At 54.8% G+C, this 16,112-nt stretch carries 9 protein-coding genes; all 9 read right to left on the bottom strand.

The features are described from left to right. Positions 1–155 precede the first annotated feature (155 nt). The gene (rpoC, locus tag QZQ29_RS05670; RefSeq protein ID WP_296960915.1) at positions 156–4,298 is read right to left on the bottom strand and encodes a DNA-directed RNA polymerase subunit beta'; all 4,143 of its coding nucleotides are present in this window, start codon (positions 4,296–4,298) and stop codon (positions 156–158) included. 23 nt (positions 4,299–4,321) lie between these two features. After that, positions 4,322–8,146, bottom strand: coding sequence for a DNA-directed RNA polymerase subunit beta (rpoB, locus tag QZQ29_RS05665; RefSeq protein WP_296960911.1), 3,825 nt, complete (start codon positions 8,144–8,146; stop codon positions 4,322–4,324). Between the two features lie 1,060 nt (positions 8,147–9,206). Beyond that, positions 9,207–9,848: a recombination protein O N-terminal domain-containing protein gene (locus tag QZQ29_RS05660; RefSeq protein WP_296960908.1), complete on the bottom strand. Its 642-nt coding sequence runs from the start codon at positions 9,846–9,848 to the stop codon at positions 9,207–9,209. Then, positions 9,832–11,139 carry a hemolysin family protein gene (locus QZQ29_RS05655; protein WP_296960906.1) on the bottom strand — a complete coding sequence of 436 codons (1,308 nt, stop codon included), beginning with the start codon at positions 11,137–11,139 and terminating at the stop codon, positions 9,832–9,834. Before QZQ29_RS05655 ends, QZQ29_RS05660 begins: the two co-directional genes overlap by 17 nt. Before the next feature lie 704 nt (positions 11,140–11,843). Next, positions 11,844–12,752 (bottom strand): GTPase Era, encoded by a 909-nt coding sequence (gene era / locus QZQ29_RS05650; RefSeq protein WP_296960904.1) that lies wholly within the window; start codon positions 12,750–12,752, stop codon positions 11,844–11,846. After that, complete coding sequence (locus QZQ29_RS05645; protein ID WP_296960901.1) at positions 12,749–13,162, bottom strand: cytidine deaminase; 414 nt, start codon at positions 13,160–13,162, stop codon at positions 12,749–12,751. Before QZQ29_RS05645 ends, era begins: the two co-directional genes overlap by 4 nt. After that, complete coding sequence (gene ybeY, locus QZQ29_RS05640) at positions 13,149–13,643, bottom strand: rRNA maturation RNase YbeY (protein ID WP_296960899.1); 495 nt, start codon at positions 13,641–13,643, stop codon at positions 13,149–13,151. Before ybeY ends, QZQ29_RS05645 begins: the two co-directional genes overlap by 14 nt. After that, complete coding sequence (locus QZQ29_RS05635) at positions 13,627–14,628, bottom strand: PhoH family protein (protein WP_296960917.1); 1,002 nt, start codon at positions 14,626–14,628, stop codon at positions 13,627–13,629. Before QZQ29_RS05635 ends, ybeY begins: the two co-directional genes overlap by 17 nt. 22 nt (positions 14,629–14,650) lie before the next feature. Beyond that, positions 14,651–15,601 (bottom strand): TIGR01212 family radical SAM protein, encoded by a 951-nt coding sequence (locus tag QZQ29_RS05630; RefSeq protein WP_296960896.1) that lies wholly within the window; start codon positions 15,599–15,601, stop codon positions 14,651–14,653. Positions 15,602–16,112 lie beyond the last annotated feature (511 nt).

Raw genomic sequence — 16,112 nt, 5'->3', positions numbered from 1 at the left:
GGCTGCTTGCTAGGCTTTGCCGGGCCCGGGCTTTCACCGGACTATACTATACACGCCGAACTGGCGCACACCTTTTGCACCCTTTGAACCCGGGCCCGACTTTGTCGGGCCCCAATCAAAAACAGCCCCATGAAAGGAGCTGTTTTTTGATTGACTTATTCTGCTTCAGCAGGAGCTGCCGGCGGTTCGTCGTTGTGAACCACTTTGAGCTTGCGGTAGCGGGACATGCCGGTGCCTGCAGGGATAAGTTTACCGATGATGACGTTTTCCTTGAGGCCCAGGAGGGGATCTTCCTTGCCTTTGATAGCGGCTTCGGTGAGGACCCTGGTGGTTTCCTGGAAGGATGCGGCGGAGAGGAAGGAATCGGTGGCCAGCGCTGCCTTGGTGGTGCCGAGGAGCAGGTTTTCGCCTACTGCCTTCTTTCTGCCTTCGTCGTCAAGGCGTTCGTTGGTGCCGCGGTATGCGACAATATCCACAGTTTCACCGGGGAGCCAGCCGGAGTCTCCGGGATCAAGGATCTTAATCTTACGGAGCATCTGGTGGACGATGATTTCAATGTGTTTATCGTTGATTTCTACGCCCTGGCTTCTATATACTTTCTGTACTTCCTTGACGATGTAGTTCTGGGTAGCCTGTACGCCCAAAACTGCCAGAATGTCGTGGGGGTTGACGTTGCCTTCGAAGAGGCGGGTGCCTGCTTCGATGTGCTGTCCGTCCTGTACGGAAATCTTCTTGGCCACCGGAATCTTTTCGCTTTCCGTTTCCTCGTCGTTGGTGATGGTGATGACCTTGACGTTGGGGTTGTCTTCAGCGGAGGTGATGGCTACGGTGCCGGCGATGCGGGAAATGGTGGCATTGCCCTTCGGTTTACGTGCTTCGAACAATTCTTCGACACGAGGAAGACCCTGTGTGATATCTTCTGCGGAAGCAACGCCGCCGGTATGGAATGTACGCATGGTGAGCTGGGTGCCCGGTTCGCCGATGGACTGGGCGGCGATGATGCCTACGGCTTCGCCGATTTCTACATGGCGGCCGGTGGCCAGGTTTCTGCCGTAGCACTTAGCGCATACGCCGTGGGCGGAGCGGCAGGTGAGGATGGAGCGGACTTTCAGCTTGTCGTAGTGCTTTTCGATTTCCGCTGCCTGGTCATCGGTGATTTCTTCGTTCTTCTTAGCGATGATTTCACCGGTGTCCGGGTTCACCACATCTTCCAGCGGGCAGCGGCCGGCGATGCGGTCTGCCAGGGATTCGATGGGCTGTCCGTTTTCTTCGATCTTGCTGACTTCCACGCCTTCCATCTGGTCCATGCGGACTTTGATGAGGGGGATGTCGGAGGAAAGGATGATTTCCGCATTTTCCGGGGTGATTTCACTGCCTGCCGGGAGGACCACATTGCCATTCCTGTCTACAGCGTCTTCTTCCAGTTTCTTTCCTGCGAAGTGGACGGTGAGGTGGTGGCGCATGGCTCTATTGTATTCGGCTACGGCGTCGGCGGTGCCCAGGTTGAAGGTCTGCTGCTGTTCCGCTTCTTCGCCTTCGGCGGAGGGGATGATGACCTTGATTTCTTCCACCAGGTGATGGTTGAGGAGGGTCACATCGTCGGCGTCCAGGGTCTTGCCCTTGACGAGGAGGATGCTTCCGTTTCTTCTGTCAATGACATCTTCGTCAAGGACAGCTCCCAGGAGATGGGGTTTCAGGGTCATAATGCGGTTCTTCACTTCCGGCTGGGAGGCGATGATGCTCTGTTCCCTGTCGAAGTTCAGTACCTGCACGTCGCAGTCTTCTTCGCGGACGATGACGTCCTGGGATACATCCACCAGACGGCGGGTGAGGTAGCCGGAGTCTGCCGTACGGAGTGCGGTGTCGGCCAGGCCTTTACGGGCGCCGTGGGAGGAGGTGAAGTAATCGAGGACGGTTAAGCCTTCGCGGAAGTTTGCCTTAACCGGCAGTTCGACTGTCTTACCGGATGTATCGGCGATAAGGCCGCGCATGCCGGCCAGCTGTCTGATCTGGTTGTCGTTACCACGGGCGCCGGACTGGGCCATCATGGTGAGCGGGTTGAATTTCACCATGGAGCTCTTCATGGCAGCGCCTACTTCGTCTGTCTTCTTACTCCATACTTCAACCACTCTTCTGTATCTTTCATCGTCGGTCATGAGGCCGCGGCGGAAGAATTTCTTAATCTGGTCAACTTTAGCATCGCCGTCTGCCAGGATTTTATCCTTTTCGGGCGGTACGGCTACGTCGTAGATGCCGATGGAAATGCCGGAAACCAGGGCGTAGTGGAAGCCCAGTGCCTTCACGGAGTCCAGGAGGTCGCCGGTGGCTTTGAAGCCCAGTTTCTTGAAGCAGTCGTTCACGAGCTTGCCCATCTGCTTCTTGCCGATGGTGATGCCCAGACCGTTGTTCACCACTTCATAGGTCTTTCCGTTTTCGTCTACTCTCTTTTCATGACGTTTGTAGAAGAAACGGAGTTCCCTTGGAATGGCGTAGTTGAAAATCAGGCGGCCCGGGGTGGTGATGACAAGGTCCTTGTCATCGTCATTAAATCCGTCGGGACGGTCTTCCTTGGGGATGCGGACTTTGATGAAATCGTGGATGCGGATTTCATGGAGGGCATAGGCCAGCATGACTTCGTCGTATCCGGTGTATGCGTGGAGACGGGAGGTGTCCATTTCGTCTTCCGCCTTTTTCCACTGTTTCATGGGATCAAATTTCGCATTGGGGTTGGCTGCTTTTTCTTCCGGTGTGAAATCGACTTTCGCATCGTTGGCAGTTTCCACAATGGTGAGGTAGTAGGAGCCCAGAATCATATCCTGGGAAGGAATAGCTACCGGTTTGCCATCCTTTGTGGAAAGGATGTTGTTAATGGAAAGCATGAGGGTTCTGGCTTCTGCCTGTGCTTCCACGGACAGCGGCAGATGGCAGGCCATCTGGTCGCCGTCGAAGTCGGCGTTGTAGCCGGGGCATACCAGAGGATGCAGCTTGATGGCACGGCCTTCCCAGAGAATCGGTTCGAAGGCCTGGATGCCCAGTCTGTGCAGGGTTGGCGCACGGTTCAGGAGTACCGGATGTTCTTTGATTACATCGCCCAGTACATCCCAGACTTCGGGAGCCAGTTTATCCACTTTTTTACGGGCTGCTTTCAGGTTGTTGGCAACGCCTCTCTTGATGAGCTCATGCATAATGAAGGGCTTGAAGAGTTCGATGGCCATTTCCTTCGGCAGGCCGCACTGGTACATTTTCAGTTCAGGACCGACAACGATTACGGAACGGCCGGAGTAGTCGACACGTTTACCGAGGAGGTTCTGACGGAAACGGCCCTGCTTGCCTTTCAGCATGTCGGAAAGGGATTTCAGGGGGCGGTTTCCCGGGCCGGATACGGCTCTGCCGCGGCGGCCGTTATCGATGAGGGCATCCACCGCTTCCTGGAGCATACGTTTTTCGTTGCGGATGATGATTTCCGGAGCGCCCAGTTCCATCAGTCTCTTAAGACGGTTGTTTCTGTTGATGACGCGGCGGTACAGGTCATTCAGGTCGGAGGTGGCGAAACGGCCGCCGTCCAGCTGGACCATAGGACGAAGGTCCGGCGGAATGACCGGAAGAACGGTGAGAATCATCCATTCCGGCTTGTTTCCGGAGTGAAGGAATGCTTCCACTTCTTCCAGACGGCGGATGCATCTGACCTTGCGCTGGCCGCTGCCTTCTTCGATTTCCTTCTTGAGGGCTGCTTCCAGTTTCGGCAGGTCCAGTTCCTTCAGCAGTTTCTGGATGGCTTCTGCACCCATCTGGGCTTTGAAGGAGCCCGGGCCGAATTTAGCTACAGCGTCCTGGTATTCCTGTTCGTTCAGTACCTGCTTCTTCAGAAGGTCGGTGCTGCCGGGGTCAAGGACGATGTAGGCTGCGAAATAGAGGACTCTTTCCAGCTGGCGCGGGGAAATTTCAAGAATCAGGCCGATGCGGGAAGGGGTGCCTTTGAAATACCAGATATGGGATACCGGGCAGGCAAGGGCAATGTGGCCCATTCTTTCGCGGCGGACCTTGGAGCTTGTGACTTCAACGCCGCACTTGTCGCAGATGGTGCCTCTGTAGCGCATTTTCTTGTACTTGCCGCACTTGCATTCCCAGTCCTTGGTTGGTCCGAAAATCTTTTCACAGAAGAGACCGTCGGTTTCTGCCTTCAGGGTTCTGTAGTTGATGGTTTCCGGCTTGGTGACTTCGCCGTGGGACCATTCAAGGATCTTTTCCGGAGAGGCGATACCGATTTTCATGGAATCAAATTCGTTTACATCTAACAATTGGGTTCTTCTCCTTTCCGGGTTTATTCATCCTGGCCATCGCTGTGGCCGGTTTCATTGTTCATATCCGTTTCGCCGAATCCTGCTTCTTCGTCGGTAGGAGCATTGGCTTCCGCTTCCAGGGTGTCGTTGAAGGAGGCAACATCGTTGCTGGCAGCCATTTCTCCGCCGTTCATGGATGTTTCCATGGCATTTCTGGATTCAGTGACTGCACTGTCCCCTTCCATGGCTTCCTTCACTTCGTCCCGGTGCCAGCGTTCGCCGCCGCCGTAGTCCTGTTCCAGGTCGCTTTCGTCCAGTTCCTTCAGAACCACTTCATCGCCGTTTTCATTGAGAATCCGTACGTCCAGTCCAATGGACTGCAGTTCCTTCATGAGGACCTTGAAGGATTCCGGAACGCCGGGGCTCGGAATGTTTTCGCCCTTTACAATCTTTTCGTAAGCCTTCACACGGCCGATGACATCATCGGACTTCACTGTCAGGATTTCCTGCAGGGTGTAGGCTGCGCCGTAGGCTTCCAGTGCCCACACTTCCATTTCGCCGAAACGCTGGCCGCCGAACTGTGCCTTGCCGCCCAGTGGCTGCTGGGTAACCAGGGAGTATGGACCGGTGGAGCGGGCATGAATCTTATCATCAACCAGATGATGGAGTTTCAGCATATATTTCCAGCCGATGGTGACCTGGTTGTCCAGTTTTTCACCGGTACGGCCGTCATAGAGGTCGGTCTTGGCGTTGGCCGGGAGACCGGCTGCTTTAAGGGTTGCTGCCAGGTCTTCATCGCGGCAGCCGTCGAAGACCGGCGTTGCGATGTGGATGCCGGATTCCGTAGGTTCAGGCATGCCGTATTTTTCAAAATCATATCCGCAGTCGATGAGGCGCTGTTTCATTTCCTCATACTTGGCGGAGCCTTCTCCTGCTGCCAGGGCTGCATGGATTTCTTCACCCAGCATGTGGCAGGCCCAGGACAGGTGGATTTCCAGAATCTGGCCGATGTTCATTCGGGACGGTACGCCCAGAGGGTTCAGTACCAGGTCCACCGGACGGCCGTCCGGGGTGAATGGCATATCTTCCACCGGCAGGATGCGGGAGCATACGCACTTGTTGCCGTGACGGCCGGCCATCTTGTCGCCTTCACGGATCTTACGTTTCTGGGCGATGTAGACGCGGACCAGCTTGTTCACACCGGGAGCCAGTTCATCGCCGTTTTCACGGGTAAATACCTTTACGTCCACCACCTTGCCGAATTCGCCGTGGGGAACGCGGAGGGAAGTATCGCGGACTTCTCTTTCCTTGTCGCCGAAGATGGCGCGGAGGAGTCTTTCTTCCGGAGTAAGCTCGGTTTCGCCCTTCGGGGTGACCTTGCCTACCAGGATATCGCCGGGGCGCACGTCGGCGCCCACCATGATGATGCCGTTTTCATCCAAGTACTTTACAGCATCTTCGGAAACCGAGGACAGCTGGCGGGTGATTTCTTCTTCGCCAAGCTTGGTGTCTCTGGCGTCGCATTCGTATTCTTCAATGTGGATGGAGGTGTACAGGTCGTCTTTGCAGAGGCGTTCGGAAATCAGAACGGCGTCTTCGTGGTTGTACCCTTCCCAGGATACGAAGGCTACCAGTACGTTGTGGCCCAGAGCCAGTTCGCCCTGGTCCGTTGCCATGCCGTCTGCCAGGGTATCGCCCTTTTCAACCCTTTCGCCCTTGAATACGGTGGGGCGCTGGTTAATGCAGGTGGACTGGTTGGAACGCATGAATTTAATGAGGTCATAGGTATCAAGCTCGCCGTTGTCTGCGCGGACAATGATCTGGCGGCCGGTGACTCTTTCCACGGTGCCGCCCCTCTTGGCGAGGATGCAGACGCCGGAGTCCTGGCCCGCTACCCATTCCATGCCGGTGCCGACAAGCGGCGCTTCCGGACGGAGCAGCGGCACAGCCTGGCGCTGCATGTTGGCGCCCATGAGGGCACGGTTCGTATCATCGTGTTCCAGGAATGGAATAAGGGATGTACCGATGGAAACGACCTGCTTTGGAGATACGTCCATCAGGTCCACTTCTTCCGGTTCCGCTTCCAATACATCCGGGCCGCGGCGGCTGGCCACGTTCTTATGGAGGAAATGGCCCTCTTCGTCCAGCGGTTCGGAAGCCTGGGCAATGATTTTATCTTCTTCGATATCGGCGGTGACATACTTGGTTTCGTTTGTCACATGGTATTCCTTTTCGCCGGTCTTTTCATCTACGCTCTTTTCAATGATGCGGTAAGGGGTCTCGATGAGGCCGTACTTGTTGATGATACCGTAGTTGGAAAGGGAGGAAATCAGACCGATGTTAGGACCTTCAGGGGTTTCTACCGGGCACATACGGCCATAATGGGAGTAATGTACGTCGCGGACTTCGAACCCTGCTCTTTCACGGGACAGACCTCCGGGGCCCAGGGCGGAGAGACGGCGCTTATGGGTCAGTTCAGCCAGGGGGTTTGTCTGGTCCATGAACTGGGACAGCTGGGAGGAACCGAAGAATTCCTTAATCGCTGCCACCACCGGGCGGATATTCACCAGAGCCTGGGGAGTCATCTTGTCCTGGTCCTGGGTGGTCATTCTTTCGCGGACAACCCTTTCCATACGGGTGAGGCCGATGCGGAACTGGTTCTGCAGAAGTTCCCCTACGCAGCGGACGCGGCGGTTGCCCAGATGGTCGATATCGTCGCTCCGGCCGTAGCCCTGCATCATGTTCAGGAGATAATCGATGCAGGCAATAATGTCGCAGCGTTCCAGAATACGGTAATTATCTTCCCTGTTTCCGGAGGAGCAGATAACCTTGACGGGAGTGCCGTCGTCCTTCTGAGTCATCACTTCCACCTGGTCGAAGGAGGAGAATACGCCGCTTTCCTCGATTTTTGCGATAGCTTCTTCATCGATATAGCTGTTGGCTTCAATCACCACTTCGCCGGTTTCCTGGTTCACGATAGGACCTTCGGTCTTATGTCCCAGGAGACGGTTCTTCCAGGCCAGCTTCTTGTTCAGCTTGTAGCGGCCAACCTTGGCCAGGTCGTAACGGCGGGGGTCATAGAAGAAATTATTGAGCAGCGTGGTACCGGATTCTTCCGTAGCCGGTTCACCGGGGCGCAGCTTGTGGTAAATTTCAATGAGAGCGGACTTGCGGTCCGTGGTATTATCCTTGTCCAGGGTCTTTTCAATATGGATATCATGGTCGAAGAGATCCAGGATTTCCTCATTGGAAGAATAGCCCAGAGCACGGACCAGAACGGTGACAGGCATCTTGCGGTTCCGGTCGATGCGGACGGAAATGGAACCGGCAGGGTCGGACTCCAGTTCGATCCAGGCGCCGCGGTTCGGAATGAGCTGGGCGCTGTAGATTTCCTTATCGAAAGCGTCCCTTTCCTTCTTGTAGTACACGCCGGGAGAGCGGACCAGCTGGGAAACGATGACACGTTCAGCGCCGTTGATGATAAAGGTGCCGGTGTCGGTCATAACCGGGAAATCACCCATGAAAAGGTCATGTTCCTTCAGTTCTCCGGTCTCCTTGTTTTCCAGGCGCACCTTCACGTAGAGAGGAGCAGAATAATTGACATCCTTCGCCTTGCACTGTTCGATATTGTACTTGCCTTTGCCGAAATAGTAATCGCCAAAATGCAGCGCCCACTTGTGCGCGCTGTCCTCAATTGGGGAAATATCTGCAAATACATCCTTCAGCCCTTCCCTGCAGAACCATTCATAGGACTTCGTCTGCAGATCGAGCAAATGCGGCATTTTCAGGACTTCCTGTGATCTGGCATAGGTGTATCTCTTCTTCTTACCAACCTGCACAGGTCTGAACATCTTGCTTTTGGGCATTCCTCGCCTCACCCTTTCGTTTCAAAACAGGGCTCCCGGGAAGGAAATCCTTCCTTAAAGCCTTATAATATACATACATTATAAATAATAAAAAGGAACGGTTGCAAAGGTAAATTTTACTACAATTCATGACTCAATGCAAGGATTCGTTCCTGATTAATACCAAAAATTTTTAAATACCATGGTTAAGATATTTTCTTCTATAGAATTTTTTATGCCCGCTATAGAATTTTTCTTGCGTAGAAATTTCCTATTGCATTTTCAGGGCTTTTTGTTCCAGCACATTCTAGCATTATGAAGAGGAAAAAGCAATAGGCCGTCGGAGGCGGCCCAAGTTCAAAGGGTTCAGAGGGTTCAGAAGGTTCAGAAGGTTCAGAGGGAAAGGTTGACGGCCCTGCGGGCCGAAGGTTATGGCCGCCTGCGGCGGCAGGTTGTGTTCGCTTCGCTCAGGGGGCGGCAGCCCTTCGGGCTGAGGGTGGTGGTGGGCGGCCTTTAAAGAATAGAAGGCCGCCTCTTATGATAAAACCTTAAAAACCGCCCTACAGGCGTAAAAAAACAGGCAAACCGGGCTTCGCCCGTTGAAAATGCACCCCTTCTGCCTACGGCACCTCCCCCGGTGGGGGAGGTTTACTCTCCGCTCAGCATTTATTCTCATAATCATCTCAAAGCATAGCGCCGCTAAAAGTTCCCCCTTCGGGGGAAAGGTGGTGCGTTAGCACCAAAAGGGGTGCATTTCCTTCGCCCGAAGGGCGGTTGTTTGGTTTTCTCTTTTCCCATGGGCGAAGCCCGGTTGTTTGGTTTTCCCTCGCCCGCCAGGGCGGTTGTTTGGTTTTCTAAAAACTGGCGCCTTCAATTATTTAAAAGGCGCCTACCAAAACCCTCAGCGGCGAAGTCGCTGTCAAACTTTAGCCCCCTGAGAACCTTCGGCCCAAAGGGCCGTCAACCCTCACGCCCGAAAGGGCGTGTCCATAAAGCCGCCCACCTTCACCCTCTGAACCTTGTGAACCTTTTGAACCCTCTGAACCCGGAAACCGCCAGCCGTTAAGCGGCTGGCGGTTTCCTACAGAAATGCCCCTTTCGTATTCATCTTAATATCGCACACCTTCTCCACAAATCCATCCACGTAGGCCGCCGCTTCGTGGAATGTTTTCCTGGAAATGGCCCGTGAGAAGGGTTTCTCCCAGCGGTAGTCCCGGAAGGCGGTAAGGAGCAGAAGGGCTTCATGGGACAGTTTCCCCTCCCCCTCTTCCGGCGATGCGGCGTCGAAGCCCGCAAGGGCGAGGAGTTTCACCACTGTCATAAAGCAGAGGGGAAGGCTGTTTCTTCTGCCTCCTGCCATACCTGCCCGGAGGAGGGTGTCATAGGCGCCATCGTCTTTTTCTCCCTGGGGGAAGAGTTTTTCAGAAAGTTCTATGACGTAGAACCAGTAGGCCATGTCCTCATAGGGCAGTTTCATCATATCAAAAAGGAGCCGTCCTTCGTACTGGCCAAGGAGGGCATACTCCCCTTCCACGGCGCAGGTGTAGCGGATGAGTGAAAAAGGGGCGGTGAGGCCGCTGCCGCAGCGGACCATGACGGCCCTTGGAAGGGACATGACCATCCGTCCCTGCTGCATGGTAAAAAGAGAGAGGATTTTTCCTCCCTCTCTTCCTTCCCTGCTGTGGAGCACGATGGCTTCGCCGCTTTTAATTTCCTTCCTCATGGGGCTCTTCCTTTCCTGTTTCCGAAAGCTTTTCCGCCCGCACCCGGACGATGCGGAAACCGTCCATGCGGAGTACGGAGAAACGCCAGCCCGAGAAATCCACATGGTCCCCAACCTTGGGGATTCGTTCCAAATGGGAGAAAACGAAGCCGCCGATGGTGGCGTTCATGTCCTCGCCGGCCAGGTCGATTTCCAGCCGGTCCGATACGTCCTCCAGGATGACGGTGCCGTCGAATTCGTAGGTACCGTCCTTCATGCGCAGGATTTCATAGGGCGTGGTATCCACGGACTGGGGGATTTCACCGATAAGCTCTTCCACCAGGTCCTCTAAGGTCACCAGTCCCGACGTGCCGCCGTACTCATCCACCACCACCGCCAGATAAATGCGGCGGTTCTTCATGAGCTGCAGGAGTGACGGCGCAGGCATGACCTCCGGCACCGTCAGGATTTCGCGCATAATGGTCTTCACATTTCCCTGTCCGTGAAGGAAATTTTCCATGAAATCCTTCACATGGATGAAGCCCAGAATCTGGTCCTTATCGTCCATGCACACCGGATAGCAGGTGTGGTGGGCCTTGGAAATCACGCGGCGCATAGTTTCCATGTCATCATTATAATAGAGCACCACCATGTTGTTTCTTGGAATCATGACATCCCGCACCATGAGATCGAAGAAATCGAAGGAATTCTTGATGAGCGTATTTTCCAGGGCATTCAGCCTGCCGCTCCGGTTGCTTTCCTCCACGATGCAGCGGATTTCATCTTCGGTGTAGGTGAAATTCACTTCGTTCCGGAAGGGTATCTTGTGGAGGCGGAAAATGCGGCGCACCAGGAAAAGCCCGGCCTGCACAAAGGGGCGGAACAGATGGCGGTTCCAGTGCACCACCCACCGATGGGAGGCCAGAATAGGCAGCGGCTCCACCAGGGCATGGGTGCCGGGGTAGAGCACCGTGCCCGTCCAGAAGAGTGTCACCAGTACCACCACCGCTGCCGCCAGGATGAGATTCACCGCCCAGGAAAGCTCATGACCCATGAGAGCTAAAAGCAGGTGCCTGCCGCTTTCCACCATACCCAGAAGGCTGAGGGCAAAAATACCGCAGTATACGACAAAAGCCACCTGGGTGCCCCCAAGAATCTGGCTGGTACGCTGGTAAAAGGGGGCTACCTTCCTGATCAGCTCCGGATCCTGCTCGTCATTGTCTTCAATGTACTTCTTCCGCATGCGGGCAAAGGAAAAATTGACCAGCGTATTCTTGTAATTAAAAAAGGAAGCGGCCAGCGCTGCTGCCATGCATAGGACCAGCCACTGTATATCGGTAGTAATAGGACATTCCTCCTTAATATAAAGGGTTCAAAAGGTTCAGAGGGGGTGGTGGCGGCTGACGCCGCAGTTTTTAGCCCCCTTCCTTTGGAAGGGGGTGGCGCCGTAGGCGACGGAGGATAGGGGCGTTGTTGGAGAAAAGGTTCAAAGGGTTCAGAAGGTTCAAAAGGTTCAGAGGGGAAGGTATCGCCGCTTCGCGGCGATGAGTATATAATTTCGCTTCGCGAAATGAAAACCGTACAACCGCCCTACGGGCGTAAAAAACAGGCAAACCAGGCTGCGCCCGTTGGAAATGCACCCCTATCCCCGCCTACGGCGGTACTTCTCCTAAAGGGAAGCATGTCACTGGATTCTCAGTCGTCTACGACTCCCTACGAATCCAGTTCCTTTGCCACCCCGGAGGGGGAAGTCTTCTCTCCGCTCAGCGTCTGAACTCATAAGCACCTCAAGGCATAGTGCCGCTAAAACCTCCCCCTCCGGGGGAGGTGCCGTAGGCAGAAGGGGTGCATTTCCCACGCCCGAAGGGTGGTTGGCTTGTTTTCCCTCGCCCGCCAGGGCGGTTGTTTGGTTTTATATATATTGGCGGCGCAGCCGCCTACCTCCAACCTCTGAACCCTTTGAACCAGCCCGCTTTTAACGGGCCGAACCCTCTGAACCCTCACGCCATAGGCGTGTCACTTATGTTCCTTATACCCCAGTTCTCTCAATATATAATCTTTATTCTTCCAGTCTTTGCTGACCTTGACCCAGAGGTCCAGGAACACCGGGGCGCCGATGAGGCTCTGGATTTCTTCTCTGGCTTCCTGGCCGGCGGCTTTGAGGACGCTGCCTTTTTTGCCTATGATGATTCGTTTCTGGGAGTCCCGTTCCACGTAAATGGTGCAGCGGATGTAGACTTTACCGTTGTCCCTTTCGGAGAATTCTTCGGTGAATACGCCGATGGCGTGGGGCACTTCGTCTCTGGTGCGGGTGAGGAGTTTTTCTCTCACAATTTCCTGGACGATATTTCTTTCCGGCTGGTCGGTAACCATGTCATCAGGGAAGTATTTCGGCCCTTCCGGCATGTACTTTACCACGCATTTCATGAGTTCATCCAGGTTTTCACTGGTTTTAGCGGAGAGGGGGATAATTTCGGCGAAGGGGTAAATCCTGCTGTACTGCACGATTTTCTTCAGCACTTCTTCTTTGGAAATGAGATCGGTCTTGGAGAGGGCCAGAATCACCGGCACCTTCCTGTCCTTCAGGAGGGAGAGGATGTAGCGGTCTCCAGCGCCCAGGGGGTCGTTGCAGGCGCAGAGGAAAACAATCATGTCCACCTCGTCCAAGGCGTCCATGGTGCTCTGGCGGATGGCTTCGCCCAGCTTGCTCTGTGGTTTGTGCATGCCCGGGGTGTCCAGGAACACCACCTGGGAATTGTCGCCGTTCCACACGCCGGTGATTTTATTTCTGGTGGTCTGGGCGTGGGCGGAGACGATGGAAATCTTTTCTCCCAGAAGGGCGTTCATGAGGGTGGATTTCCCCACGTTAGGACGGCCCACCAGGGCGGCGAAGCCGGAGTGAAATTTCTTGTCTGTTTCTGTCATGGATTCTCCTTATGAATCAGTTCTTCTGCCTTAAAGGAAGAAGGAAATAGTTCTTCCAAAGTATAGGTGCGGTAGTCGTCCGGCGACTTGCCGCAAATGATAAGGGGCACATGAAATTCGGCCATCACCTGCCGGCAGATGCCGCAGGGCATGGTGTAGTCTTCATGGCTCCCAATAATGGCGATGGCGGAAAACCGGCGCTTTCCGTCGGTAATGGCGCTGCCTATGGCATTTCTTTCGGCGCAGAGGGAGGCGGGATATGACACATTTTCCATATTGCAGCCCCTGTAGACGGTGCCGTCTTCCGAGAGAAGCGCCGCCCCCACGGGATAGCGGGAGTAGGGAGAGTAGCTTTTCTTCCTTGCTTCCTCCGCCTGTTCCAGAAGGCCTTGGATGTCACTGGCCTTCATGTTCCGCTTCCAGCTTTCCTTCTGTCATCATGCGGGTAATGCCGCAGGCGCCCAGGATGTCTTCCTCCGCCTTCCTCATGGCCTTCTTTTCTTCCGGATCATAGTGGTCGTAGCCCAGAATATGGAGGAAACCGTGGACAGAAAGGTAAGCCATTTCCCTTTCCTTGCTGTGGCCGAATTCCTTAGCCTGGTCCACTGCCCGGTCCAGGTTAATGACGATATCGCCCAGCGCCTTTTCTTCTTCCGGAATGTCGTCTTCCCCTTCATTCAGGGCAAAAGAGAGCACGTCGGTGGGAGCATCCACGTGGCGGTAGTCCCGGTTCAGCTCATGAATGGTTTCGCCGTCACAGATGAGCACGCTGATTTCCGCATCCTCCGGCACCTTCTGCAACTCCGCCCCCTTTTCCAGCACCCTGTGAATCAGTGCTTCCAGTTCTTCACTGTAAAATTTCATATCGCTGTAATTAATCGTGATTTCCATGGCTGCTGCCTCCGTTTTTATTTCTTCTCTTTGCATCTTCCTCATAGGCATGGATAATGGCGGCCACCAGGTCGTGGCGCACCACATCGTCCTCTGTGAAATGAACCTGTCCGATATCCTTTACACCATCAAGCACCCGAAGAGCATCGATGAGCCCGCTCTTCACATGGGGCGGCAGGTCGATCTGGGTAACGTCGCCGTTCACCACCATTTTTGACCTGAACCCCAGACGGGTGAGGAACATTTTAATCTGCTCCACCGTCGTATTCTGGGCCTCGTCCAGAATGACGAAGGACTTCTCCAGCGTCCGTCCCCGCATATAAGCCAGGGGCGCCACTTCAATCTGCCCCTTCTGCTGGAGCCGCATGAACTCCTCGGGACCGAACATATCCAGAAGGCCGTCGAAGAGAGGCCGGAGATAGGGGTTTACCTTCTCCTGCATATCGCCGGGCAGGAACCCCAGCTTCTCCCCTGCCTCCACCGCAGGGCGCACCAGGATGATGCGCTGTACATCGTGATTCCGAAGGGCAAAGGCCGCCAGCGCCACTGCCAGATAGGTCTTTCCTGTACCCGCCGGCCCGATGCCGAAGGTAATGGAATGATGCCGGATGGCGTCTACATAAAACTTCTGCCCCAGGGTACGGGGACGGATGGGATTGCCGCTTTTAGTGAAATTGATGATATCTTCTTCCATTTCCTGGAGAAGATGCTCCTTCCCTTCGTCCAGAAGAGTCATCACCAGCCGCACCTGCCGCTCCGACAGCCGGATGCGCTCACGCACCATGTGGCGGAGACGCTCCACCACCGCCGCCGCCTTCTTCACCGCCTCGTCTTCTCCCTTGATGCGGATAAGATTGCCCCGGCCCGACAGGTCGATGCCATAATGGTCACCGATGACCTTGAGATAGGAACTGTCTCTTTCAAAAATATGGGACGCTTCCTGCTGGTCCCTGATGAGTATTTCTTCTACCCGTTCCGTAATCATATTTCCTTTCGTCACACAATTCTCATTTCAAAAAACGTCTCACCGCACTGCCGTCCAGATAATCACACCGGCAGCCCTGGGTAATATTTCTTTTCTCCAGAAGACGGTCGATGGCATCCTTCACTTCCCACCAGGGAGAGCCGCCGTTCACAGTAATCGTATTTCCGCCCGACGCCCGGCCCACCATGCGCTGCACCACGATATCCTTCCGAAGATAAGAAAGAAACAGCACCGCCCGCTCCATATACTCCTCCATGGGAAGCAGGGAAACCTCCCCCTTCTCATACATGTCCGAGAGCTTCGTCCCCTTCACGATATAAAGAGAATGGAGCTTCACCTCCGTCACCGGAAGGGCCGAAATGATCCTCGCCGTCTCCGCCACATCCAGCCGGTCATCCCAGGGAAGATCCGCAATCACATGGGTGCAGAGATCGAAGCCATACCGCCCGATGCGGATAGCAGCGTCAATAAACTCCGAGAGCCCGTGGCACCGGTTCAGGATGGCAAGGGTGTGCACATTGCTGCTCTGGAGCCCCAGCTCCACCGTCACATCCTTCCCGTACTTCAAAGACGCCTCCTTCAGGATATCCAGGTACGCCTCATGAATACAGTCCGGCCGCGTGGACACATCCACCGCCACCACCGCCGGATGGCTCATGGCCTCTTCCACCCAGCCTTTGAAATCGGAAAGCGGTGCGTAGGTATTTGTAAAATTCAAGAAATAGGCAATAAACTTCCTCGCCTTGTACTTCGGCCCCACATGGGCCATACTCCTGTCCAGCTGGCGGGTAATACCCATCCCCACCGCCTTCGTCTCATAATCGGCGCCGATAGACCCGCAGAAAATGCAGCCCGCCGACGAAAGCTGCCCGTCCCGGTTCGGACAGGTCACCGGAAGAGATACGGGAATCTTGTACACCTTCTCCCCGTACCGCTCCTTCAGATAATCAGAATAATTCCTGTAACGCTCCATACATCTCCTGTACTTCAATAAACAATGAGTCAATATAATTATATAACAAGCGGGACCAAGTTCAAAGGGGCGCTTTGCAGCCCAGGTTCAGAGGGTTCAAAAGGTTCAAAAGGTTCAGAGGGTGTGGTATCGCCCTGCGGGCGATGAGTATGAATGCCGCCTATAGGCGGCGCGCTGCCTGCGGCAGCGAAAACCTTCACAACCGGGCTTCGCCCGATGGAAATGCACCCCTATCCCCGCCTGCGGCGGTACGTCCCCGGAGGGGGAAGTTTGCTCTTTGCTTCCCCTTACTCTCATACCCAGTGAAAAGCATCATGGTGATTAGCCGCCTGCGGCGGCTACCCCCTATCCGGCTGCGCCGGACTTCCCCCTATTCAGGGGGCAGAATAACCCGCCTAGGAGCAATCATCTCATAAGCATCTCAAGGCGAAGATCCGCTAAAAGTTCCCCCTTCGGGGGAAAGGTGGTGCGTTAGCACCAAAAGGGGTGCATTTCCTTCGCCCGAAGGGCG

The sequence above is a fragment of the uncultured Dialister sp. genome, assembly GCF_900538805.1.
Classification (GTDB): Bacteria; Bacillota; Negativicutes; order Veillonellales; family Dialisteraceae; genus Dialister.
Note: the sequence above shows the minus strand (reverse complement) of the source record. Positions and strands in the feature narration are given on the sequence as shown.